The organism is Ectothiorhodospira shaposhnikovii, from assembly GCF_016584105.1.
Taxonomy (GTDB): Bacteria; Pseudomonadota; Gammaproteobacteria; order Ectothiorhodospirales; family Ectothiorhodospiraceae; genus Ectothiorhodospira; species Ectothiorhodospira shaposhnikovii.
Genome location: NZ_NRSM01000017.1, coordinates 26,238 through 50,507, shown reverse-complemented (window position 1 = coordinate 50,507; position 24,270 = coordinate 26,238). Strand labels below are relative to the sequence as shown.

The 24,270-nt window shown below is 65.2% G+C and carries 23 protein-coding genes; 15 read left to right on the top strand and 8 right to left on the bottom strand.

Annotated elements, in window-relative coordinates; all coding sequences use genetic code 11:
- Window positions 1-32: 32 nt before the first annotated feature.
- Window positions 33-1,478: a GntP family permease gene (locus CKO35_RS10985; protein ID WP_200175971.1), complete on the bottom strand. Its 1,446-nt coding sequence runs from the start codon at window positions 1,476-1,478 to the stop codon at window positions 33-35.
- On the bottom strand, window positions 1,475-2,572 hold the full coding sequence (locus CKO35_RS10980) for a patatin-like phospholipase family protein (RefSeq protein WP_200175969.1): 1,098 nt from the start codon (window positions 2,570-2,572) through the stop codon (window positions 1,475-1,477). Before CKO35_RS10980 ends, CKO35_RS10985 begins: the two co-directional genes overlap by 4 nt.
- A gap of 487 nt (window positions 2,573-3,059) precedes the next feature.
- On the opposite strand from CKO35_RS10980, the gene CKO35_RS10975 reads away from it, so the two are divergent.
- The 7 genes from CKO35_RS10975 to CKO35_RS10945 all read left to right on the top strand — a co-directional run bounded on the left by CKO35_RS10975 (window position 3,060) and on the right by CKO35_RS10945 (window position 12,227).
- Complete coding sequence (locus tag CKO35_RS10975) at window positions 3,060-4,037, top strand: efflux RND transporter periplasmic adaptor subunit (protein ID WP_200175967.1); 978 nt, start codon at window positions 3,060-3,062, stop codon at window positions 4,035-4,037.
- Window positions 4,037-7,117, top strand: a complete 3,081-nt coding sequence (locus CKO35_RS10970; protein ID WP_200175965.1) for an efflux RND transporter permease subunit — start codon at window positions 4,037-4,039, stop codon at window positions 7,115-7,117. Before CKO35_RS10975 ends, CKO35_RS10970 begins: the two co-directional genes overlap by 1 nt.
- A gap of 10 nt (window positions 7,118-7,127) precedes the next feature.
- Window positions 7,128-8,201 (top strand): efflux RND transporter periplasmic adaptor subunit, encoded by a 1,074-nt coding sequence (locus tag CKO35_RS10965; RefSeq protein ID WP_200175963.1) that lies wholly within the window; start codon window positions 7,128-7,130, stop codon window positions 8,199-8,201.
- 132 nt (window positions 8,202-8,333) lie between these two features.
- Window positions 8,334-8,753 (top strand): hydrogenase subunit MbhD domain-containing protein, encoded by a 420-nt coding sequence (locus tag CKO35_RS10960; protein WP_200175961.1) that lies wholly within the window; start codon window positions 8,334-8,336, stop codon window positions 8,751-8,753.
- A complete protein-coding gene (locus CKO35_RS10955; protein WP_200175959.1) occupies window positions 8,750-9,097 on the top strand; it encodes an NADH-quinone oxidoreductase subunit K in 348 nt (115 codons plus the stop codon). Before CKO35_RS10960 ends, CKO35_RS10955 begins: the two co-directional genes overlap by 4 nt.
- Window positions 9,094-10,578, top strand: coding sequence for a complex I subunit 5 family protein (locus CKO35_RS10950; protein WP_200175958.1), 1,485 nt, complete (start codon window positions 9,094-9,096; stop codon window positions 10,576-10,578). Before CKO35_RS10955 ends, CKO35_RS10950 begins: the two co-directional genes overlap by 4 nt.
- Entirely contained in the window at window positions 10,575-12,227 is a 1,653-nt protein-coding gene (locus CKO35_RS10945; RefSeq protein ID WP_200175956.1) for a proton-conducting transporter transmembrane domain-containing protein, read from the top strand. Before CKO35_RS10950 ends, CKO35_RS10945 begins: the two co-directional genes overlap by 4 nt.
- A 133-nt stretch (window positions 12,228-12,360) precedes the next feature.
- On the opposite strand, the gene CKO35_RS10940 is transcribed toward CKO35_RS10945, so the two are convergent.
- The 4 genes from CKO35_RS10940 to prmB all read right to left on the bottom strand — a co-directional run bounded on the left by CKO35_RS10940 (window position 12,361) and on the right by prmB (window position 17,107).
- Window positions 12,361-13,539, bottom strand: coding sequence for an MFS transporter (locus tag CKO35_RS10940; protein ID WP_200175950.1), 1,179 nt, complete (start codon window positions 13,537-13,539; stop codon window positions 12,361-12,363).
- A 34-nt stretch (window positions 13,540-13,573) separates the two neighbouring features.
- Entirely contained in the window at window positions 13,574-14,674 is a 1,101-nt protein-coding gene (aroC, locus tag CKO35_RS10935) for a chorismate synthase (RefSeq protein WP_200175948.1), read from the bottom strand.
- A 2-nt stretch (window positions 14,675-14,676) separates the two neighbouring features.
- The gene (gene hemN / locus CKO35_RS10930; protein ID WP_200175941.1) at window positions 14,677-16,065 is read right to left on the bottom strand and encodes an oxygen-independent coproporphyrinogen III oxidase; all 1,389 of its coding nucleotides are present in this window, start codon (window positions 16,063-16,065) and stop codon (window positions 14,677-14,679) included.
- Between the two features lie 136 nt (window positions 16,066-16,201).
- Window positions 16,202-17,107, bottom strand: coding sequence for a 50S ribosomal protein L3 N(5)-glutamine methyltransferase (gene prmB / locus CKO35_RS10925; RefSeq protein WP_200175939.1), 906 nt, complete (start codon window positions 17,105-17,107; stop codon window positions 16,202-16,204).
- A gap of 42 nt (window positions 17,108-17,149) precedes the next feature.
- Between prmB and asd the strand changes: the two genes are divergently transcribed.
- The 7 genes from asd to CKO35_RS10890 all read left to right on the top strand — a co-directional run bounded on the left by asd (window position 17,150) and on the right by CKO35_RS10890 (window position 22,275).
- Complete coding sequence (gene asd / locus CKO35_RS10920; protein WP_200175938.1) at window positions 17,150-18,016, top strand: archaetidylserine decarboxylase; 867 nt, start codon at window positions 17,150-17,152, stop codon at window positions 18,014-18,016.
- Window positions 18,017-18,192: 176 nt separating this feature from the next.
- Window positions 18,193-18,369, top strand: coding sequence for a succinate dehydrogenase assembly factor 4 (locus tag CKO35_RS10915; protein ID WP_200175936.1), 177 nt, complete (start codon window positions 18,193-18,195; stop codon window positions 18,367-18,369).
- Between the two features lie 160 nt (window positions 18,370-18,529).
- Window positions 18,530-18,907 (top strand): succinate dehydrogenase, cytochrome b556 subunit, encoded by a 378-nt coding sequence (gene sdhC, locus CKO35_RS10910; protein ID WP_200175934.1) that lies wholly within the window; start codon window positions 18,530-18,532, stop codon window positions 18,905-18,907.
- Between the two features lie 13 nt (window positions 18,908-18,920).
- A complete protein-coding gene (gene sdhD / locus CKO35_RS10905) occupies window positions 18,921-19,301 on the top strand; it encodes a succinate dehydrogenase, hydrophobic membrane anchor protein (RefSeq protein WP_200175932.1) in 381 nt (126 codons plus the stop codon).
- 3 nt (window positions 19,302-19,304) lie between these two features.
- Window positions 19,305-21,095 carry a succinate dehydrogenase flavoprotein subunit gene (gene sdhA / locus CKO35_RS10900; protein ID WP_200175930.1) on the top strand — a complete coding sequence of 597 codons (1,791 nt, stop codon included), beginning with the start codon at window positions 19,305-19,307 and terminating at the stop codon, window positions 21,093-21,095.
- 26 nt (window positions 21,096-21,121) lie between these two features.
- Window positions 21,122-21,898: a succinate dehydrogenase iron-sulfur subunit gene (locus tag CKO35_RS10895; RefSeq protein ID WP_200175929.1), complete on the top strand. Its 777-nt coding sequence runs from the start codon at window positions 21,122-21,124 to the stop codon at window positions 21,896-21,898.
- Window positions 21,899-22,029: 131 nt separating this feature from the next.
- Window positions 22,030-22,275 (top strand): FAD assembly factor SdhE, encoded by a 246-nt coding sequence (locus tag CKO35_RS10890; protein WP_200175927.1) that lies wholly within the window; start codon window positions 22,030-22,032, stop codon window positions 22,273-22,275.
- Window positions 22,276-22,296: 21 nt separating this feature from the next.
- Here CKO35_RS10890 and CKO35_RS17990 read toward each other — a convergent pair whose 3' ends face one another.
- Window positions 22,297-22,695, bottom strand: a complete 399-nt coding sequence (locus CKO35_RS17990; RefSeq protein WP_242467145.1) for a NifU family protein — start codon at window positions 22,693-22,695, stop codon at window positions 22,297-22,299.
- A gap of 23 nt (window positions 22,696-22,718) precedes the next feature.
- Window positions 22,719-23,099, bottom strand: coding sequence for a protein YgfX (locus CKO35_RS17985; protein ID WP_338031785.1), 381 nt, complete (start codon window positions 23,097-23,099; stop codon window positions 22,719-22,721).
- Between the two features lie 413 nt (window positions 23,100-23,512).
- On the opposite strand from CKO35_RS17985, the gene CKO35_RS10880 reads away from it, so the two are divergent.
- Window positions 23,513-24,211 carry a Z-ring associated ZapG family protein gene (locus tag CKO35_RS10880; protein ID WP_200175921.1) on the top strand — a complete coding sequence of 233 codons (699 nt, stop codon included), beginning with the start codon at window positions 23,513-23,515 and terminating at the stop codon, window positions 24,209-24,211.
- The last annotated feature ends 59 nt before the right edge of the window (window positions 24,212-24,270 follow it).

Genomic DNA, 24,270 nt, shown 5'->3' with positions numbered 1-24,270 from the left:
CCTCCGGAGACTGGTAGAGAGGTCTTTGGGGTTCAGAAACTCCCGAACAACGTCCCCAAGGTGATCAGCACAATCAGCGAGAGGAAGGGCGCCACCATCGCGGCCATCGCCAGGTCGAAATAGGCCTGGCGGTGTGTGAGGCCGCAGATGGCCAGCAGGGTGATGACCGCGCCGTTGTGCGGTAGCGTATCCAGTCCACCCGTAGCCACTGCCGTAACGCGGTGCAGCAATTCCGGACTGATCCCTTGGGCGTAAGCCATCTCCAGATAGGTATCACCGAGGGTCGAGAGCGCGATACTCATCCCGCCCGAGGCCGAGCCGGTCATGCCCGCCAGCACGTTCACGGCGATCGCGAGCGAGATCAGCGGGTTATCGCCCCCAAGGCCGACGACCGCATCACGAATCAGCACGAAGGCACCCAGCGAGGCGATCACGGCCCCAAAGCCCACCAGACTGGCGGTGTTGAAGATCGGCAGGAGCGAGGCGTTGGCACCATTGTCGACGGACTGGGTAAGCTTGGGCAGCCGCTTCCAGTTCAGGGCGATCACCGCCAACAGGGAAAGCACCAGGGCCGCGGTCACCGACCAGATCCCGCGCACCTCATCAATGCTGGTCTCGCCGTACAGCGGCAGGGCCAGGAAGTCCGTGTCCATGTTCGGGATGATCACAAAAGTGAACAACAGGTTGATCGCGATCACCAGCACCAGCGGCAGGACGGCGACGAATACCGGTGGCCGACTCACAGGACGCTCCTCCACCGGAAGCTCCATCAGGTCGAAACCCTCACCCGCCGAGCGTTCCCGCAACGCCTTGTTCGGAACGAATTCCGCGTCCGGGTGGTTGCCGTAGCCTTCCGGGGCCAGCTTGCGCGCGCGGTACTTGAGCCAGAGCATGCCGAGGCTGAACATCACCAGCGCCGTGATGACGCCAAGCCCCGGAGCCGCGAAGGAAGAGGTCCCGAAAAACGGCATCGGGATGGCGTTCTGGATGGCGGGCGTACCCGGCAGCGCCGTCATGGTGAAGGTGAAGGCGCCCAAGGCGATGGTTGCGGGAATCAGCCGTTTGGGGATATTGGCCTGTCGGAACAGGGCCGCCGCAATCGGGTAAACCGCAAAGGCCACCACGAACAGGGACACCCCGCCGTAGGTCATGACGGCACAGGACAGGACCACGGCCAGAATCGCCTGGCCGCTGCCCAGTTTGGCGATGATGGCGTCGGCGAGCACCCGGGCGCTACCGGAGTCCTCCATCAACTTGCCGAACACGGCGCCGAGGAGGAATACGGGGAAATATAGTGTGATGAAGCCACCTGCCGAGCCCATGAAAATCTGCGTGTAACTCGCAAGCACCGGACCATCCATCGTTGCCACCACCGCGAAGGTGGCCAGCGCCGGCGCAAGGATCAGGAGGCTGACGCCCCGGTAGGCCAGATACATCAGCAGGCCCAGTGCGATGACGATAACCAGGATCCCCATCATGGCTTCGGCTCCGTTGGCTGGTCGGATGAGGTGGATGTATCGAGGACCGGAGGCTTGAAGCTGTCGGAAAAAAGGCTCCTCAGATCGAAGGTGGAACGCTTGCCCAGATCATCGAAATGACGTTCGAGGAAGCCCTCCGCCCAGGCCTGGCCGCGTTCCTTGAGATGCGTCAGGTAGTCCCATTCAGCGTTCATCTTGCTTGAGGCATCCAGATTCTTGAGCTCTTCGTGGGCATGGATCAGATGCACGTAGATGTCGCGGTAACGCTCGGATTCGAGTTGCTCGGCCTCGATCAACTGGTGCAGGAGTTCGATGGAGCGAAGTTCCTTGATGAGGCTGGCGTTGAAGGTAATCTCGTTGAGCCGGTTGATGATCTCGCGGCCGGTGCGCGGTAGTTCTTCTCTTACCAGTGGATTGATCTGCACGATGATCAGATCGCGCGTGGCGCGATCCTCGACCAGCGGGTAGAGCGCGGGGTTCCCGATATAGCCGCCGTCCCAATACGCCTCACCGTCGATCTCCACGGCCTGATACATGAAGGGCAGGCAGGCGGAAGCCATCACCGAGTCCACCGTGAGATCCGGCTGGGTGAAGGTGCGGCCGCGGCCGGTGCGCACATTGGTGGCGGTCACGAAGACCTTGAGATCCTTGCAGTGGTTGACCCGTTCGAAATCCACCTGCGAAGCGACGAGGTCGCGCAACGGATTGATGTTCAGGGGATTCAGTTCGTAGGGCGAGAACTGCCGGGTGAGATGCTCGAAAAAGAGGTAACCGGGCGAGTGATCCAGGCTGTAGCGGTTGGTCATCCGGTCCCAAAGCGACCGCTGTATCGGGGAGAACCGTGCCGCGTCGCTGACTGCCTTCCAGAATCTGGCCAGTGCCTCCCGCGCTCCCTCGCGCCCCCCCTTATCCAGGCTATCGGCCATAACCACCGCGTTCATGGCGCCCGCGCTGGTGCCACTGATGGTGGCGATCCTGATTCGCTCGTCCATCAAGAGCCGGTCCAGCACCCCCCAGGTCAGTGCGCCGTGAGCGCCGCCTCCCTGCAACGCGAGATCCACCGTCCTTACATCCTTCTTCCCGGCCTTTCTCATCCGAAGTCTCCTTGACCCCCGAAGTTTCGGCTAATACCGCAACATGGGCACCGTGTCCAGCGCCAGATACAGAAAACTGGATCGGATCGACACTCGCGTCCGGTTAATACCACGGAAGCATTGCGGAGCAACTCCTGCCCAGGGGCGGAAGAAACATACGGCATGTGGGCTGATCGGGGTTCACGGTGGTCAGATCCCTGGTCTTTCCAAGTCGTTTAGCCGTGGCGCAGAACGGGCAATTTTGTGGATCAGGACGCTACCATTGCGGCACCGGTTGTGCGACATTCCGAAAAGGGGAAAACCGCTCGGCGGGCCGAGGGAGGGTGCTGTGCGCTTGCGTTCAGTATGGTGGCGGATCGTCAGGTTCACTCCGACCCTTGGTCAGGTACCGGAGTCTTCCGCAAGGATCAGATGGGCTCTGGTTCCGGCGCTTGCGGCACTGGTCTTGCTTACCGCCTGCGGAGGTCGATCCGAGGATGTGACGGGGTTGCCTCCGCGATTGGTCGAGGCGGTAGTGCTGCCTCCCCCCGAACTGCCGGCGCGCCGACAGTTTCCCGGTGAGGTGCGCGCTGATCAGCGTGCCGAACTCGCCTTCATCGTCTCCGGGCCGCTGATCGATCTTCCCATCCAGGAGGGGCAGTTCGTGGAGGCGGGAACGCTGCTGGCCCGGATCGACCCCCGCGATTTCTTGAACGAGCGCGACGGGCGGCGGGCGGACCGGAACGAGGCCCGATCCCGGCTGGACCGCATTGAAAGGGCCTTCGCATCCGGGGTGGTGACGGCGGCGGAGCGGGACCAGGCCCGCGCGCGCTTCCAGGTGGCCGACGCCGAACTGGCCCTGGCGCAAAAGCGCCTGGAGGATACCGAGCTGCTGGCCCCGTTCCCGGGCCGCGTCGCCCGCCGCCTCGTCGAAAATTTTCAGACCGTGCAGGCCGGCGAACCCATCCTTCTGCTCGAGGACATCAGCCGGCTTGAGGTCCGCATCCAGCTACCCGAACTCGACGTGGTGCGGTTGCCCGCCGGCCGGTCCCTACTCGGCACGGAGGTCGGAACGGTCAGCTTCGAAGTGCTGCCGGGGAGGCAGTTCCCGGTCTCGGTGAAGGAGCTGGAAACGCGCGCGGATCCCCGCACCAATACCTACCGTGCAGTTCTCGGCCTGCCCTCTCCGGAAGGGGCCAACATCCTCCCAGGCATGAGTGCAAGCTTCGTCCCCCATTACGCGGTGGTGGACATCCGTTCCATGCACTTTCTCCCGGTGGAAGCACTGCAGGCCACCTCCGATCGCACATCCTTCGTCTGGGTGCTGGACCCCGAGCAGTCCACGGTGCAGCGGCGGTTCGTGCGGATCGGGGGTCTGAGCGGCCGTACCGTTCAGGTGCTGGAGGGCCTGTCGGAGGGTGACCGGGTGGTCACCGCGGGTGCCGCCTATCTCGCCGACGGCGAGCAAGTCCGGACGAGGGACTGATGATGAACATCGCCGAGCTGTCGATTCACAAGAAGGTCATCGTCCTGTTCATCACCTTCCTGACCATCGGCGGCGGCATCTTCGCCTACGAGAACATGGGGCGGCTGGAGGACCCCGAGTTCACGATCAAGGTGGCCAAGGTGGTGACCCAGTACCCGGGGGCCAGCGCCGAGGAGGTCCAGCGCGAGGTCACGGACGTGCTGGAGACCGCAATCCAGCAGATGCCGCAGCTATGGCGCATCACCTCCCAGTCCACGGACGGGCTGTCCATCATCACACCGGAGATCCAGCAGGCCTATACGGCCGCGGAAATGCCGCAGATCTGGGACGAACTCCGACGCCAGGTCGGCGACGCCCAGTCCCGCCTGCCGCCCGGGGCGCTCCCCTCCGTCGTGAACGACAATTTCGGGGACGTCTTTGGTGTGTACCTGGCCATCACCGGAGAGGGCTTCTCGTACTCGGCGCTGAAGGATTACGCCGACCTGTTGCGCCGCGAACTCCTGCAAGTTCCCGGTGTCGCGAGCGTCGCGCTGAACGGCGTTCAGCGCGAGCACATCTTCCTTGAGGTTTCACGCGCCCGAATGGCTCAACTGGGCATCCCGCTGGAACTCGTGTACCGGACCATCGGCGAGCAGAACACGGTGACCGACGCCGGACGGGTCAGCGTCGGGGGTAGCCGGATCGTCGTGCGGCCCACCGGCGAGTTTGATTCCGTGGAGGCCATCTCCAATGTGCTGATTCCGGATCCCACCGGCCAGGGGCGGCTGATCCGGGTACGTGACCTGGCGACCGTCACCCGCGGCTACCAGGACCCGCCCACGGCCCTGATGCGCTTCAACGGCAAGCCGGCGATCGGACTGGGCATCTCCACCGTCTCGGGCGGGAACGTGGTGGTGATGGGTGAACTGGTGGAACGGCGACTGGCGGAGCTGGCGCCGCTCACACCCGTCGGCATCGAAATCGACGTGATCGCCTTCCAGGCCCGCGCGGTGACCGAGGCGATCAACAACTTCATCGTCAGCCTCGCCCAGGCCGTGGCCATCGTCATCGTCGTGCTGCTGGTGTTCATGGGGCTGCGCTCCGGCCTCATCATCGGCGTCGTGCTCCTGGTGACCATCCTTGGCACGCTGATCGTGATGTATGCGCTGGACATCACCCTGCAACGCATCTCGCTGGGTGCACTGATCATCGCGCTGGGCATGCTGGTGGACAATGCCATCGTCGTCACGGACGGGATCCTGGTGCGTATTACCCGGGGCATGGAGCGGATCAAGGCCGCAAAGGAGATCATCGCGCAGACGGCCATGCCCCTGCTCGGCGCAACCGGCATCGCGGTGCTCGCCTTCGTCCCCATCGGCTTCTCCGCCGACAACACCGGTGAGTACACCCGTTCCCTGTTCGTGGTGATGCTGGTTTCGCTGCTGCTGAGCTGGATCACGGCCCTGACCCTGACCCCACTGCTCTGCCACCTGTTCCTGAAGCCGGAAAAGGCGTCCTCCGGCGGTGAGAGCCGGTTCTACCGAACCTATCGCAGCTTCCTGGTGCTCTGCATCCGGGTCCGCTACCTGACCCTGGCCGCGACGGTCGGCCTCCTCGTCCTGGCCATCATCGGCTTCGGCATGCTTCGGGAAGGATTCTTCCCGCCATCGACCCAGCCCCAGTTCATGGTCAACTACTACCTGCCGCAGGGGGCCGACATCCACGCCACCTCGGCGGACATGAAGGTCATCGAGGACTACCTGCTCTCCCGGGAAGAGGTGGTCGCCGTCTCCAGCTTCGTCGGCAGCGGCGCGCAGCGCTTCCAGCTGACCTACACGCCGGAAGACCCCAACCGCAGCTACGGTCAGCTGATTGTCGAGGTGGATGACCGGCGCAGGATCGGTGACCTCACGCTCGATGTCTACGACTTCATCCGGGACACGCTTCCGAACGGCGAGCCGGTCGTGAACCTGTTCCAGCTGGGACCCGGCGGCGCATTCAAGGTCCGGGCACGGTTCAGCGGTCCGGACCCGGAGGTCCTGCGCGACCTGGCGGCTCAGGCCGAACGGATCATCGCCGATTCCGGACTGGCACAGATCGCAACCACGGACTGGCGTCAGCAGACGATGGTGCTGGCGCCGCAGTTCTCCGAGGCGCAGGCACGGCTCACCGGCATCGACCGGCCCCAGCTGGCGCGCGCCCTGCAGCGGGCGACCGAGGGCAACATGGTCGGTCTCTATCGCGAGGGCGACGACCTGATTCCCATCATCTCCCGGGCGCCGGAGGACGAACGGCGGGACGTCGCCAGTCTCGGCGACGTGCAAGTCTGGAGCCCAGCGGCCGAACAGGCAATCCCGCTACGGCAGGTTGTCAGCGGTTTCGAGGTGGAGTGGGACAACCCGATCATCATGCGGCGTGATCGCGTGCGCACCATTGAAGTGCGGGCCGACGCCTTTCCCGGCGAGCTAGCCAGTACCCTGCTGGCCGCGGTCAAGCCCCAGATCGATGCGCTGGAACTCCCGCCGGACTACCGTCTGGAGTGGGGGGGCGAGTTCGAGGACTCGGCCCGTGCCCAGCGTTACATAGCCGCCGGCATACCGGTGCCGCTGCTGCTGATGGTCCTGATCCTAGTGCTGCTGTTCAATAACCTGCGCCAGCCGCTGGCGATCATGCTCACGGTGCCGCTCGCCGTGATCGGTGTCACCGTCGGGCTTCTCCTGGCCAACGAGCCCTTCGGCTTCATGGCGCTGCTGGGCTTCCTCGCACTGTCCGGCATGTTGATCAAGAATGCCATCGTGCTGATGGACGAGATCAACCTGGAACTGCGCGAAGGAAGGATGCCCCTGGATGCGGTGCTCAACGCCGGTGTCAGCCGCATCCGACCGGTGGTGATGGCCGCGGGCACCACGGTGCTGGGCATGCTGCCCCTGTTCCAGGATCCCTTCTTCGTCGGCATGGCCGTGACCATCATCGGCGGACTCAGCTTTGCCACGGTACTCACGCTGGTCGTGGTGCCGGTACTGTACGCAACCCTGTACCGGGTGCCGTCGCGATCCAGGGACGAGCCCGTGGACCCCGGTCCCGCGGTGCCGGCATCCTGAGGAGAGGAACATGAAAATGATCCTGCTGGTGTTGGTATTGCTGCACGCCGGTACGGCCCAGGCGCAGACCGCCGCCCGTACCATCCTGGATGAGACCGGGCGGGCGCCCCTGGTACAGACGCTTGTGGTGGGGGTTGACGAGGAAATCCTGGAACTGCCGGGACGGGTACAGGCGACCCGGCGTTCGGAGCTGGCCTTCCCCGTGGCCGGGCTGCTGAGCGAACGGCCGGTGGTCGCCGGGCAGCGGGTTGCAACCGGCGAACTGCTGGCCCAGCTCGATCCGCGCGACCTGAAAAACCGTGTTGCCCTGGAGGAGGCCCGGCTGGCGCTTGCGGAAGCGGACTTCCTGCGCTTCTCCAGACTGGCCGGCTCGCCCGTGTCGCCGGTGACCCCGGCCGAAGTGGACCGGAAGCGGGCCGAATTCGAGATCGCGACGCTACGCACCGCGCAGGCGCGCAAGGTCCTTGAGGACGCAACGCTCACGGCCCCCTTCGACGGCATCGTCGCCGCCACACTGATCGAAAACCACCAGAGGGTTCGGGCCGATCAACCAGTACTGCTGCTGGAGGCGTCCGAGGCGCTGGAGGTGGTCGTCGATCTCCCTGAACGGGTACTGGGGCGTTTGAGAGAACTGCCGCGGGACAGGCCTGTCGCCGAGGCCGTCTTCGCCGCGGCCCCCGACCGGGCATTCCCCGCCAGGGTCACCGAGATCGCCACCCGGGCAGACGCCGTCACGCAGAGCTTCCGGGTGACCCTGGCAATCGACCGGCCCGAGGACATCAATCTGCTGCCCGGCATGACCGCAACCGTCTACGCACGCCCCAACGTCTACCTTCGGTCCGTATTGCATATTCCCCTTAGCGCGGTAGGCAAAACCGAGGCGGGTGATGCTTTCGTCTGGGCAGTCGACCCGGAGACCTACGCGATCGCGCGCCAGGCGGTGACCCTGGGCGAGGCCGGTCACGGCATGGTGGTCGTGCTGGAGGGGCTGCACGGTGGCCAGAAGATCGTCTCCGCGGGTGTGGACCGACTACAGGCCGGCATGGTGATCAGCCCCTATCGCACCGGGATGTTGAGCCAATGACGCAGGTGAGATGCACATGCTTCGCGGACTGTCCGTGCACCAGAAGCCTGTGATCCGGCTCCTGGTGCAGTTGGCGGGCACCATGGGGAACCGCTTGCCGGCACGCTTCGCACGGCAGTGGTCCTGCGCCGCATGACCGGCCCGGGGTTCATCGAGCTCGGACTGATCATGTGGGTGCTGGTTGCCGCCATCTGGATCCATGTCGCGCGGGCCACTTTTGCGGCGGCGGTGGGCTTTATTGCCTTCGGCCTGTTGCTGGGGCTGGTCTGGGTGCGCCTGGGCACAGTGGAAGTGGCCTTGACCCAGGCAGCGGTGGCCATAGTGACCGGCGTGCTGCTGCTATCTGCCGCCGCGCGCATGCGTGCCAGCGAGGAAGCCGCGATCCCGGAGCGTCCCGGCCCGGCCATGCGCAGTCTGATCGCGGTGCTTTGCATCGTGGTTTCGGTGGCGGTCGCGCTCGTCATGCTGCTGGAAAGTCCGCCGAGGCAGCCGCCCTCCCCGCTCCCGGCCGGCATGTCCGCGGCGCAAGACGCGAAGCGTGCCGAACGGTGACACCGACCATCACCACGCTGTATGGGTTGCTCGCCGCCGCGCTGGTGGGCCTGGGCCTCTACGGGCTTCTGACGCAGCCCCATCCACTGCGCAAGATTCTCGCATTCAACGTTCTGGGCGGTGGCCTGTTTCTCGTCTTCGGCGTGGTCCTCCGCCAAGGGGCGACAGCCGGGTTCCCCGCGGACCCGGTGGCCCAAGCCTTCGTGATCATCGCCATCGTCGTGGCACTTGCCGGCACCGCACTCGCCGTGGCGATCATGCTTCGGCTGTTCGCCGAGACCGGCCGGGTGACACTACGGCCTGAGCCACCTGCCCCAGGCGACGGCAAGGACGCTGATTCATGAGTCCCGCGACCGCGGCACCCGAGGGTTTCCTGCTGGTCCTTGCGATCTTCGGGCCGGTGCTCGGCATCCCGTTGCTGTTGATACTGGGGGGGCGGCATGCGGGACGGATCGGGCTCGTGCTGCTGGCGCTCGAACTCGGCATTGTCGTCGCCATCGCCGCCACCGTGATCCGTCGCGGCGATGCACTGGAATATGTGCTGGGCGGCTGGGCGCCCCCCCTGGGTGTGCTGCTACGTGCCGACGGGCTCTCCATCGTGATGCTGGCCACCACCGCGGTCGTGATCGGCGCGGCCGGACTCTATGCCCGTTCCGATTTCGGCATGCCACGTGGAATACCCGAGACCCGGGCACCGCAGGTGTTCTGGACTCTGTTGCTGACGATCTGGGCCGCACTCAACGCGGTCTTTCTCGCTTCGGATTTGTTCACCCTGTTCGTGGCACTGGAACTGCTCACCCTCGGTGCCGTCCCGCTGGTCGGTCTGAGCGGACGCCCGGAGGCCCTGACCGCCGCCCTGCGTTATCTCCTCTTCTCGCTGCTGGGCTCCGCCCTGTTCCTGCTGGGCGTGGCGCTGCTCTACGGGTCCTACGGCACGCTCGATATCGCCCTGCTCGCCGAGCGCGTCCGTGTCGAACCCACGACCCAGCTGGCAGCCGCACTGATGACGGTGGGGCTACTCACGAAGACCGCCCTGTTCCCCCTGCACATCTGGCTCCCCGCCGCCCATGCCGCTGCCCCGGCGGCCGCCAGCGCGTTGATCTCGGGACTGGTGGTGAAGGGTTCCTTCGTGCTCATCATCCGGGTGTGGGTGGATGCGCTACCCGGCGTGGCGACGCCGATGGCGGCCCAACTGCTCGGGGCCCTGGGAGCGGCCGCGATCCTGGTGGGAAGTGTGCTTGCCCTGCGACAGGCGCGCCTGAAGATGCTGATCGCCTATTCGACGGTGGCGCAAATCGGCTACCTGTTTCTGGCCTTCCCGCTGGCAAGCGCCACCCAACTCGGCACCGCGGCCTGGACGGGCGGGATCCTGCAAGCGGTGTCGCATGCGCTGGCCAAGGCCTCGATGTGCCTGGCGGCAGGTCTGATCGCGAAGTCGATCGGACACGACCGCATCCTGGACATGGAGGGCATCGGACGCGTACTGCCCGTACCCCTGTTTGCGTTCGGGCTGGCCGGCCTTTCGCTGATGGGCCTGCCGCCAAGCGGCGGCTTCATGGCCAAGTGGCTGCTGCTGCGTGCCGCCATCGAGGGTGCGCAGTGGTGGTGGATCCTGATCATCGTCTCGGGGGGGCTGCTGACCGGTGGTTACCTGTTCCGCGTACTTTCCCGTGCCCTGGCCCGGTCGGATAGGGCGCTGCCCCTGCGCTCCACGGTGGACCGGCGCGGGGAACTTCTGGTGCTCGGCCTCGCGCTGCTCTCGATCGGCGTCGGCCTGGTGCCGCTGGCCTCTCTCTACATCGTCCACATCGGACGCGCCCTGTGAATAGCCTGCTGCTGATCGCCGCCTGGGCCGTCCCGCTCGCGATGCTGGCGGCCTGCCTGTCCCCGCGGGTTCGCGCCCGCATGCCGGCGCTGCTCGGACTGGCTCCGCTGCCCGGCCTGGCCGCGGCCCTGCTGGCCCACGACGCTAAGCCACTGGTGCTGGACGATTCCCGCCTCAATCTGACCTTTTCACTCGATCCCGTTGCAGCCGTGCTGCTCGGCGCGGCCTCGCTGCTCTGGATGATCGCGGGGATCTATACACGAAGCTACATGGGCAAGGGTCCAAACGCCGCGCGTTTTGCCCAGTGGTGGCTGCTGACGCTGTGCGGTAGCCTCGGGGTATTCGTTGCGGGCGATCTGCTGACCTTCTACATCGCCTTTGCCATCGTGAGCCTGGCTGCCTGGGGCCTGGTCGCCCACGACGATACCCCCTCGGCGCGCAAGGCCGGCGTGCTCTATATCGGCCTCGCGGTATTCGGGGAAGTCTGCCTGTTGCTTGCCTTCGCGCTGCTCGCCGCGTATGCGCCGGGTTCCAGCATCGCGATCCAGGACGTCGTCGCGGCGCTGCCCGAAAATCCCGCCCGGCATTACATCATCGGGCTGCTGATCACGGGCTTCGGTTTGAAGGCAGGCCTGCTGCCTCTGCACGTCTGGTTGCCGATCGCACACCCCGCGGCCCCCATGCCGGCCTCGGCGGTTCTCAGTGGTGCGATCATCAAGGCGGGCGTGATCGGGTTGATTCTGTTCCTGCCTCTCGACCCGGGCCTGACCGGCTGGGGCACAGCGCTGACCGTGATCGGGCTGCTGACCGCCTTCTACGCCGTGCTCGTCGGCATCACCCAACAGAACCCGAAGACGGTGCTGGCTTACTCCAGCGTGAGCCAGATGGGCGGCGTGGCGACGGTGCTCGGCATGGGTCTGGAGACGGGCAATGCCTCGGCCACCATGGCGGCCGCCTTCCTCGCCGCGCATCACGTGCTGGTCAAGGGGGCGCTGTTCCTTTCCGTCGGCGTCGCCGCCCATTCGGGGGGGCGACGCGACTGGACACTGGTACTTCCCGCGGGGCTATTGGCGCTCGCGCTGGGCGGTCTGCCGCTCACGGGAGGGGCCCTGGCCAAGCTCGCCGCCAAGACGCCGCTGGGGGACGGGCTCGTTGCGACCCTCGTCACCGTGGCGGCGGCGGGCAGTACCCTGTTGATGCTGCATTTCCTGTTCCGGCTCGCCGATACCCGTGCCGAGTCCCCGGCGGCCCGGGCCAAGGCCGGTCTGCTGGTTCCCTGGCTACTGATGGCTTTCCTGGCCGTGGCCCTGCCCTGGGCGCTGGCCCCCACACTCGTGGGTGTTACCGTCGCGCAGAGCCTCGCCCCCAAGGTGCTCTGGGCCGCCGCCTGGCCGGTATTGCTTGGTAGCGTCCTTGTACTCGCCCTACGCCGTTTCGGCGCGGCCCTGCCGCGCGTGCCGGAAGGCGATATCCTGGTGCTCGGGGGCATAACCGCACGCGCCGGCCGCGTCATCGCAAACGTGATCGAACGCGTGGAACGCCGCCTGTGCGACTGGCCCACCGCGGGCGTGTCGCTGCTGGTGCTGACCCTTCTTATCGGGGCGGCGCTCTTTGCGGGCCCCACGCTGTTTCGAGGCGTCCAGGGTTGAGAAGATCAGTCGCAACGCCAGTAAACCGCCGTCCATGCCGAGAGGGAAAGTTCCAGCCCTTGCATCATTCGGCCTGTGATTGCCTATACATCAACCACAGACACCACGGTTTTATTCAGTCGCGGCTGTAGTACTAATGGCTGCTTCGGGAAGATGGAGCACGCCCCCAGCCAGCCTTCCAGGCCCGGCTGCCGGCCATGGCGGCCAGCCAGCCCAGACCGGCCATCATCGAGGCCATCACATAGACCCAGGCCGGCCCCAAACCGTCCCAGACATAGCCGCTGATCAGGGCACCGATGGCCCCGCCCATGCCGAAGCTCAGGGAGGAATACAGGGCCTGCCCCCTGCCCTGCTGGCGCCCCACGAAAAACTGGTGCACCAGGGAGATGGCGGCCGCGTGATAGAGCCCGTAACTGGCCGCGTGCATGAGCTGTACCAGGATGATGATGGGCAGACTGTCCACGAACAGCGGTAGCAGGGCCCAGCGCACCATGGTGACGAACATGGCCACCGCCAGCAACGGCCAGGCGCCGAAACGGGGCAGCCACCGGTGCATCATGAGGAACACGCCCACCTCCGCCAGCACCCCCAGGGCCCAGAGATAACCGGCCATGGTCCGGGTGTAGCCGTGGAGTTCCAGATACAGGGTGAAGAAGGCGTAATAGGGGCCATGACTGGCCTGCATCATGAAACAGGCAAGCAGCAGCAGGACCACTGCGGGACTGGACAGGGTGGACCAGAGGGAGACGGGGGTGGACTCATGCACCGGCGCCTGACCGTCACGGACCTGCAGGGTGCTCAGCCACATGAAGCCCAGCAGCGCCAACACGATCCAGGGCAGGACGGCCACATCCACCCGCTCAAACACTGCCCCCAGGGAACCCACGGAAAGCACGAAACCGATGGACCCCCAGAGCCGGATGCGGCTGTAGGCATGGGTGCTCTTGCCCAGGTGGTTCATGGTGGTGGCCTCGAATTGAGGCAGGGCCGCGTTCCAGAAGAAACTGAAAAGGGCCATCACCACGGCGATCCACCAGTAGCCGCTGTAGAACAGTAATCCGGAAAAGCACAGCATGGCCAGGGCGGCGGCGATGCGAATGACCAGGGTGCGGCGCCCCGTATGATCCGCCACCCAGCCCCAGACATTGGGGGCGATGATCTTGGTGGCCAGCACGATGGCCATCAGTTCACCGATCTGTCCGGCGGAGAACCCCTGCTCGTTCAGATACAGCCCCCAGTAGGGCATGAAGGCGCCGATACTGGCGAAATAGAAAAAATAGAAGCTGGAGAGTTTCCAGTAGGCGGCAGGCATGGGGTTTTACGTGATGGAGCGGCGGGACAACCGCTCAGGGCTGTCCCGCGGGTATGTCCGCCATGGTCACCGACACATCGCCGTTCTGTCCCCGATGCCGCAGGGCATGGTCCATCAGGACGATGGCCAGCATGGCCTCGGCGATGGGAGTGGCGCGAATGCCCACGCAGGGGTCATGACGTCCGGTGGTGATCACCTCGATCGGCTGGCCGTCCACGTCCAGGGAGCGCCCCGGGATGCGCAGGCTGGAAGTCGGTTTCAGGGCAATGCTGACGCGAATGTCCTGGCCGCTGGAGATGCCTCCCAGCACGCCTCCGGCATGGTTGGAGGCAAAGCCCTCGGGCAGCATCTCGTCCCGGTGTTCGGTGCCTTTCTGCTCCACGCAGGCAAAACCGTCACCGATCTCCACCGCCTTGACCGCGTTGATGCCCATCATGGCATGGGCAATGTCCGCATCAAGGCGATCGAAGATGGGCTCGCCCCAGCCGGGGGGTAGCCCGGTGGCCACCACATTGATGCGGGCGCCGATGGAATCGCCGGACTTGCGCAGCTCGTCCATGTAGGCCTCCATCTCCGGTACCCGGTCCGGGTCCGGACAGAAGAAGGGATTGGTCTCCACCACGGACCAGTCCACCCGTTGGGCACGAATGGGGCCAAGCTGGGCCAGATAGCCCCGCACCTGGACGCCAAAGCGCTCCCGGAGGTATTTCTTGGCAATGGCCCCGGCAGCCACCCGCATGGCGGTCTCCCGGGCGGAGCTGCGGCCGCCGCCCCGGTAATCCCGCAGGCCGTATTTCTTATGATAGGTATAGTCCGCATGGCCCGGCCGGAACTGCCGGGCAATGTCGGCGTAGTCCCTGGAGCGCTGATCGGTATTCTCGATCATCAGGGCGATGGGGGTGCCGGTGGTGCGCCCCTCGAACACCCCGGAAAGGATCTTCACCTGATCCGGTTCCCGACGCTGGGTGGTGTGCCGGGTCTTGCCCGGCCGCCGCCGCTCCAGGTCCTGCTGCAGGTCGGCCTCGCACAGGGCCAGTCCGGGCGGACAGCCATCGACGATGCAGCCGATGGCCGGCCCGTGGCTCTCACCGAAGCCGGTGACCGTGAACAGCTTGCCGATGGTGTTGCCCGACACGCTCAGATCACCCTGGAATAGCGCTGCTCGGTAGCCTGGCGCAGGTAACGGTCGAACACCATGCAGATGTTGCGAATCAGCAGGCGGCCGGCGGGCTGCACGGTGATGGAATTGCCGGTGACCTTGAGCAGGCCATCGGCCTCCATGGGCTTGAGCCCGTCCAGCTCCAGGGCGAAATAGTCCCCGAAAACGATGCCGTGGGCCCGCTCCACGTCTTCGAAGGCCAGCTCGAAATGGCAGATCAGACGGGTGATGACGTCACGCCGCAGCAGGTCATCCGTATCCAGCTCCACGCCCCGGAATACGGCCAGACGGTTTTCATCCAGACACTGGTAATACTTCTCCAGGTCGTGGTGGTTCTGGCTGTAGCTGTTACCCACCACGCCCACACTGGTGGAACCCAGGCCGATCAGGTCGCAGTTGGAGTGTGTGGAATAGCCCTGGAAGTTGCGATACAGGGTGTGATCCCGCTGGGCCACGGCCAGTTCGTCGTCGGGACGGGCGAAGTGGTCCATGCCGATGTAGACATATCCGGCCTCGGTGAGCTGCTGGATGGTCTGCTGCAAAATGGTGAGCTTGTCGGCGGGATTGGGCAGTGCGTCCTCGTCAATGCGACGCTGGGGCTTGAAGCGATCCGGCAGGTGGGCGTAGTTGAACACGGAGACCCGGGCCGGGTTCACTTCGATGATCCTACGCACGGTGTCGCCGAAGGTGTCCGGGGTCTGGTGCGGCAGACCGTAGATCAGGTCCACACTGGTGGAGCGGAAGCCCAGACGCCGTGCCTCGTCCAGCACGTTCATCACCTGGGACTCGGTCTGAACCCGGTTGACGGCCTTCTGCACGGTCTCGTCAAAGTCCTGAACCCCCAGGCTGATGCGGTTGAAACCCAGCTTGCGCAACAGGGAGAGGGTATCGTCGCTCACCTCGCGGGGGTCGATCTCAATGGAATACTCGCCGGTGTCGTCATCCAGCAGCCTGAAGTGCTCCCGGGTCTTGTCCATCAGCTCGATCATCTCGTCATGGGAGATGAAGGTGGGGGTGCCGCCACCCCAGTGCAGCTGGGTCACCGGACGGCTGCGGTCGAACAGTTCACCCTGCAGGGCCATTTCCTTGTAGAGCCGGTCCAGGTAGGGGCGGGCCTTGGCGCGGTCCTTGGTCACCACCTTGTTGCAGGCACAGTAGAAACAGACGGTGTCGCAGAAGGGGATGTGGAAATACAGGGACAGGGGACGGCCGCTGGCGTTGGTGCCCCGGGCAATCTCCGCGTAGCGATCGGCATCCAGACCTTCGTGGAACTGCACGGCGGTGGGATAGGAGGTGTAGCGGGGACCCGCCGTGTTGTAACGGTTGATCAGGTCCAGATCGAAATCGATGGTCTGCGACAAGCTCATGACGGCATGGGTACCCGGTCTAGGAATGTAACTGTCTATTGTAACCGCTCGGGACGGATGTGCCGAACGTATTGGGGGATTTTGGTGACTTGTGCCAAGTCGACGTCCATCCCGGGACGGTTTTTCCGGTTCGCCCCTACAGATCCAGCGCCTGCAATTGCTCGGCGGTCAGCAGGAAGACCCCCTCCCCGCCCGACTCGAATTCCAGCCAGGTGAACGGCACGTCGGGCAGACGCGCCTCCAGGGCCGGTGCGCTGTTGCCCACTTCCACCACCAGGATGCCGCCGGGGTTGAGGTGATCCGCCGCCGCCCGCAGGATCTCCAGGGCCGCATCCAGGCCGTCCGGACCCGAGGCCAGTCCCAGTTCCGGCTCATGACGAAACTCCGGGGTCAGGGCCGCCATGTCCCGGGCGTCCACATAGGGAGGATTGCTGACGATGATGTCATAGCGGCGCTCGCCCAGGTCCTTGAAAAGATCGGACCGCACCGCTTCCACCCGCCCTTCCAGCCCGTGACGACGGATATTCTCCCGGGCCACCACCAGGGCATCGGGGGAAATGTCGCCCAGATCCACCTTCGCCTCGTCAAACACATGGGCGCAGGCAATGCCGATGCAGCCGCTGCCGGTGCACAGGTCCAGCACCCGATGCACCGCCGCGGCCTCGATCCAGGGCGCAAAACCCTGCTGGATCAGTTCCGCCAGGGGGGAGCGGGGCACCAGCACCCGCTCGTCCACGAAGAATTCCAGCCCCATGAACCAGGCCTGACCGGTCAGGTAGGCGGCGGGCTTGCGGGTCTGTACCCGCTGTTCCAGCAGGTCCGTCACCCGCTCCCGTTCGTCCCGGGTGAGACGGCATTCCAGCCAGGGACCGGTCATGTCATGGGGCATGTGCAGGGTGTGAAGCACCAGCCAGGCGGCCTCGTCCAGGGCATTGTCGGTGCCATGGCCGAAACTCAGGCCCGCGGCGGTGAAACGACTCATGCCGTAGCGAATGAAGTCACGGACGGTCAGCAGCCCGTCGGTAGCGGTGGAATCGGTCATGGAAATCAGCCAGTGCGGTTCAGGGTGTGGAATAATACGCCCATGAACGATCAAGTGGCCAACTGGCGGGACTGGCTCAAGGCCCTGCCCCTGTATCTGCTGCCCCATCACGGGATCTCGCGGCTGGTCTACCGGCTGTCGCGCTGGGAAACCCGGCACAAGGACCCGGTGGCACGGTGGTTCATTCGCCGCTACGGCCTGGACATGTCCGAGGCCGTCGAATCGGACCCGGGCCGCTATGCCAGCTTCAACGACCTGTTCACCCGCGCCCTCAAGCCCGGCGCCCGGCCGCTGGACCCCGCCCCGGACACCCTGATCAGCCCGGCGGACAGCCGCGTCAGCCAGCTCGGCCGCATCCGCGACGGGCAGCTGATCCAGGCCAAGGGACACACCTACTCGGCCACTGCCCTGCTGGGCGGGGACGCAGACCTGGCGGCGCCCTTTGCCAACGGACACTTCATCACCCTCTACCTGCCCCCCCGGGACTATCACCGCATCCACATGCCCTGGAACGGCTCCCTGCGGGAATCGGTATACGTGCCCGGCCGCCTGTTCTCGGTGGCACCCTTCACGGTCAAGACCGTACCCGGCCTGTTCGCCCGCAACGAGCGCCTGGCCTGCCTGTTCGAGACGGATTTCGGCCCCATGGCCATGGTGCTGGTGGGGGCCATCAATGTGGCCTCCATCGAGACGGTCTGGGCCGGCGAGGTCACGCCGCGTACGCCCCGGGCACCGTGCCGGTGGGACCACCGGGACGACCCGACGACCCTGGCGCGGGGGGAGGAAATGGGGCGCTTCAACCTCGGCTCCACCGTCATCCTGCTGCTCCCCGAACAGGTTTCCGGCTGGCTGCCGGAACTGGTGCCGGGACAGGCGGTGCGCATGGGTCAGGCCCTGGCGCGACGCTGAAGCGAGGCCCTGCCCTTGCGGGCCCGGCGCAGAACTGCTATTTATAGCCGGATTTGACGCGTCGCGTCATGCGCGGCGGCCAAATCACGGGGGGCGCAGCCGGTGTCTTGAATTCATCGCCATCGGTCGCCGCAAGCACCCGGACGCCCATGTCGCGGCGAATAAAGAGAACATCCATGAGCGAGAAAGATCACACATCGACGCCCGATGATCCTCAGGCGTCGAAGGCGGACGATACAGACACCCCTTCGTCCGTCACACCCGAGTCTACCCGCGAGATCGGGGGCTACCAGGGCCCCGAGCCCACCCGCTATGGTGACTGGGAACAGCGCGGGCGTTGCACCGACTTCTGAAAGCGGCCCGGACCACCGGGCAACTTGTACCCGCTATCCCCGAACATTGCACGACTGAACGACCTGCCCCGCCCCGGAGCGACACGCGTATCACGGGTTCGGGGCCGCAGACCGTCAACACCCGCACACTGCGGATTCTTCAAGCGGAGCCTTCCAAGCCATGCCAAACGACAACCGGCCGCTGTCACCCCATCTGCAGGTCTACCGGCCGCAGATGACCTCGGTACTCTCGATCCTGCACCGGATCACCGGCGTGATACTGAGCATCGCCAGCCTGATCCTGGTCTACTGGCTGGCCGCCCTGGCCGCCGGCCCCGAGGCCTTCGCCCGGGTCGAGTCCCTGCTGCATGGCTGGATCGGGATCGCAATCCTGATCCCCGTCACTCTGGCGCTGTTCTACCACCTGTGCACCGGCATTCGCCATCTCGTCTGGGATGCGGGCATCGCACTGACCATCAAGGGCGTCTACGTCACCGGCTGGATCGCCCTGGCCACCACACTGCTTCTGACCCTGATCTTCTGGGTCGTCGTGATCTGACGGGGATATCCACATGAGCCTTCGTACACCACTCGGCCGGGCCCGCGGCCTCGGTTCCGCCAAGGACGGCACCCACCACTGGTGGGTGATGCGTCTGTCCTCCATCGCCCTGGTACCCCTGATGCTCTGGCTGATCTTCAGCCTGGCCACCCTGGCCGGCGCCGGCTACGAGGCCACCCTGGCCTGGGCCGCCGAGCCCCTGAACACGGTCCTGCTGATCCTCGGCGTCGGGGTGATGTTCCACCACATCCAGATGGGCCTGCAGACCGTGATCGAAGATTACGTGCACAGTGAAGGCAAGAAATTCACCGTGCTCATTGCCATGACGTTTCTCGCGTGGCTGCTGGCGATCATCGGGATCGTCGCCATTTTGCGCATTGCTTTCGGGAGCTGATTGATGAAGGGCGACTACAAGATTGTCGACCATGCCTATGACGTGGTGGTGGTGGGCGCCGGTGGCGCCGGCCTGAGAGCCACCTTCGGCATGGCGGAAAAGGGTCTCAAGACGGCCTGCGTGACCAAGGTATTCCCCACCCGCAGCCACACCGTGGCAGCCCAGGGCGGCATTTCCGCGGCGCTGGGCAACATGGGTGAAGATGACTGGCGCTGGCACATGTACGACACCGTCAAGGGCTCCGACTGGCTCGGCGACCAGGATGCCATCGAATACATGTGCCGCGAGGCCGTTCCTGCCATCATCGAACTGGAACACTACGGCGTGCCCTTCTCCCGTACCGAGGACGGCAAGATCTACCAGCGCCCCTTCGGCGGCATGACCACCCGTTTCGGTGAAGGCCGCGCCCAGCGCACCTGCGCCGCCGCCGACCGTACCGGCCACGCCATCCTGCACACCCTGTACCAGCAGGCCCTCAAGCATCAGGCGGAATTCTTCATCGAATACTTCGCCACTGATCTGATCATGGACGGCGAGACCTGCCGCGGCGTGATGGCCCTGAACCTGGTGGACGGCACCCTGCACCGCTTCCGCGCCCACCTGGTGGTGCTGGCCACCGGCGGCTACGGCCGCAGCTACTTCTCCTGCACCTCCGCCCACACCTGTACCGGCGACGGCATGGGCATGGCGCTGCGCGCCGGCCTGCCCCTGCAGGACATGGAGTTCGTCCAGTTCCACCCCACCGGCATCTACGGCGCCGGCTGCCTGATCACCGAAGGGGTACGCGGCGAAGGCGGCTACCTGACCAATTCCAAGGGCGAGCGCTTCATGGAACGCTATGCCCCCAACGCCAAGGACCTGGCCTCCCGCGACGTGGTGTCCCGCTCCATGACCATCGAGATCAACGAAGGTCGCGGCGTGGGTCCGAAACAGGATCATATCCACCTGCATCTGGAGCACCTGGGTCCGGAAGTGATCAACGAGCGCCTGCCGGGAATCGCCGAAACCGCCAAGATCTTCGCCGGCGTGGATGTCACCAAGGAACCCATCCCGGTGCTGCCCACGGTGCACTACAACATGGGCGGCGTCCCCACCAACTACCGTGGCGAAGTGGTCACCCTCAAGGACGGCAATCCGGACCACATCGTGCCGGGCCTGATGGCCATCGGCGAGGCGGCCTGCGTGTCCGTCCATGGCGCCAACCGTCTGGGCTCCAACTCCCTGCTGGACCTGGTGGTGTTCGGTCGTTCCGCCGCCATCCGCGCCGCCGAGATCGTCAAGGATATCGGCGCCTCCGTGCCCGACCTGCCGGCCGGCGCCAGTGACGCCGCCCTTGAGCGTCTGGACCGCCTGCGCTACGCCAACGGCAGCCGCTCCACCGCCTCCATCCGCGGCGACATGCAGGAATGCATGCAGCGCTATGCCGCCGTATTCCGTACCGGAGAGACCCTGCAGAAGGGCTGCGAGCGCATGGACGAGGTGTTCCAGTCCTTCGGCGACGTGCGGGTCAGTGACCGCTCCCTGGTCTGGAACTCGGACCTGGTGGAAACCCTGGAACTGGAAAACCTGCTGGGCAGCGCCGTGGCCACCATCCGCTCGGCGGTGAACCGTCAGGAAAGCCGCGGCGCCCACGCCCGCGAGGACTTCCCGGAGCGCGACGACGAAACCTGGATGAAGCACACCCTGTCCTGGGTCGACGCACAGGGCAAGGTCAGGCTCGACTACCGCCCGGTGCACATGTACACCCTCAGCGATGACGTGGAAGTCGTGCCGCCCAAGGCACGGGTCTACTGAGCGCAGATTCAGGAGAACGCAAGACCATGGCCCAGTTTGTATTGCCAATCAATTCCCGGATCAAGAAGGGCAAGACCTTCAAGGCCGAGGGTGCCACCAACGTCAAGCGCTTCAATATCTATCGCTGGGACCCGGACAGCGGTGAAAACCCGCGCATCGACACCTATGAGGTGGACCTGGACACCTGCGGGCCGATGGTGCTGGACGCCGTCATCAAGATCAAGGACGAGATGGACTCCACCCTCTCCTTCCGGCGCTCCTGCCGGGAGGGGATCTGCGGGTCCTGCGCCATGAATATCGACGGCACCAACACCCTGGCGTGCACCAAGGCCATTGACGAGATCAAGGGGGATGTGAACATCTACCCGCTGCCGCACATGAAGGTGGTCAAGGACCTGATTCCGGAAATGACCCACTTCTATGCCCAGTATGCGTCCATCAAGCCCTGGATCCAGACCCAGACCCCGCCGCCGCCGGATTCCGAGCGGTTGCAGTCCAAGGAAGAGCGCGCCAGGCTGGACGGCCTGTACGAGTGCATCCTCTGCGCCTGCTGCTCCACCAGCTGCCCGAGCTACTGGTGGAACGGCGACCGCTATCTGGGTCCGGCCATCCTGCTGCAGGCCTACCGCTGGATCGCGGACAGCCGTGACGAGGCCACCGGTGAGCGTCTGGACGCCCTGGAGGACCCGTTCAAGCTGTACCGCTGCCACACCATCATGAACTGCACCCGCACCTGTCCCAAGGGCCTGAACCCGGCCAAGGCGATTGCGGAGATCAAGCAGCTGATGGTGATCCGGCGCTGAGTCCGCCGGATATCCCCGTCCCAGGAAATACCCCCGGCCGCGATGGCATCCGGCCGGGGATTTCCGCGCCGCCGTTCGCCGGCGGACCTGTCCCGCGGACTTCGTTCCTGCCTGCCCATGAGTCCTGAATAATGAGCGATATCGCCCGATTACGCTGGCACTGCCGACGCGGCACCAAGGAGCTGGATCTCATGCTGGAGGGGTTCCTGCTCGCCCAGGGTGAACACTTGGATGCCGCGGAACTGCAGACCTTCGAACAGGTCCTCAAGCAGGAAGATGACGACCTCCAGCGCTGGCTCCTCTACGGCGAGCCGGTGGAAAAGGCTGAACTGGCCACGATGATCGACCGCGTCAGGCGTCACTTCATCGAGCGCTGAGCCCACCTTGGGTGCGGAACATCAAAAACGGTTGACCACCGCCTCCACCCCGGGGCAACGGGCCTTCACCAGGCGCTCGACGATGTTGCGCAGATCCAGCGCCGAGCGGGGACACCCCACGCAGGCCCCCTTGAGACGGACGATCACCGTCCGTCCCTCCAGGTGCAGATACTCGATATCGCCGCCATCCTGCATCAGCACCCGGCGCGCTTCCTCCACCGCAGCCCGCACGGCCGTCTCGTCGATGGCGCCCCGGGCCGGCTCGGCCTCCCGAGCGCGGGCGGCCAGGGTCTGGGCACGATCCAGCCTCAATGCCAGCTCGGGATCCACGGCCTCGATGGCATCCAGTTCTGCCTCGGAATAGACATGGTGGGCATCAGGACTCAGCAACGAGTCCAGGTCGGGTCTTGCTTGGGTCATGACGGTCACGCTCCTGCCCGTGATCACGGCTCCGGCCCCGCAGTCTGCCTGTCCCTGACCGCCCGGCGCAAGCGCAGACGCAACGGCCGCAGATCCCCTCCCGCCACCGCATCCCGGGTCAGCAGCAACCGCTGATGGCGCCCCGTCTCATCCCGCAACAACAGCAGGATCAGCCCCGGCAACACCACCGAGTCGGGCAGTACCTCCACCATCACCCGCCGACCGTCCCGTGACTCCAGCCAGCATGCCCCATCGGCATCCCAACCCATGGCGCGCCACTGTCCGGGGAATGGCCCCACTCCCACCCGGCGCACCATCAGCACCAGACTGCACAGGCCACCCAGACTGGCCGTCATCTGTGCCCAGAGCGGGATTCCGCTGAGCCAGAGGCATGTCAGCGCCATCATATGAAGCAGAAAAAGGCCCCCAAGGACCCTTTCCGACGATCTCAAGCCAACAAAATACCCACTACTGTTCGTCACCATGACCACGGTCAACGCTCCCTGCAAAATATCCCTGTCATCCTTAAGCCTTCAAAACCATCATTCAGCATCGAGTGAACATGCCCGGACGCACTTGAGGACGCTCGGGCCATAACCCAGCATTACAGTGGGAAAACAATTACTTAATCCCGAATTCATGGCAGCGTGCCCTGTTGTTATTGTGCATAATGTCCGGGGTGGATAGCATCTACAGGTTTTTCGACTCGCTGGAGTCAACAACATGCGGTGGTCGCCAAGACGCCGCGGGCTAACCGCCGCCACGGAGACCCGTCTGGTCGCGGGGGCCAACGGCGGCAAACTTGCAGGAGATAAGTATGTCATCGACAGAAATAGCCGCGAATATGCGGGAGTTCTTGATGGTTGGGGACAGCATGCTCACGGTCCTGGGCTTTGTGGGCGCAGGTTTGCTGGGCTTCTGGTTCGGTCGGCAGCAAGGGGATGCCGGTCGGGTCCGGGATCTGGAAAAGGAACTGGACAACCAGCAACGCAAGATCGACAACTACCGTTCCCAGGTCAACCGCCACTTCGAAAAGACCGCCACCCTGTTCACGGGCATGGCCCACTCCTATCGGGAGCTGTATGACCACCTGGTAGAAAGCTATGACCGCCTGGGTACCGGCTCCTCCAACCGCTTCCTGCCCCGCCGCGCCTCCGCGCTGCTGGAACTGTCCAAGGACGAGCAGAGACGGGCCATCCCCGCCGCCGCCAAGCCGGCTCAGGCTGCCGCCAAGCCTGAAGCACCCAAGGCCGCCCCTGCCCCGGCTGCCGCACCCAAGGCTGCCGCCCCGGCACCCAAGGCCGCTCCAGCTCCGCAGAAGCCTGCCGCTGCCGCGCCTCAGCCCAAGCCCCAGAACCGCCCCGATCCCCGTGGCGCCACGGCGCTGAAGCGCGACATCAAGCCCAAGGCCGGCGAACCTGCCAAGACCATGCCCGGCGCCACTTCCGTCAAGGCCCCTGGCCAGCCTGATCGCATCCGTCTGGCCGCCAAGGATCTGGAAACCGCCAAGAAGTAAGTGCTTCAGATGCGGGAACAGAATCGGGGTTCTCCCTCCGAGGGACAGGCAAGTCCCGC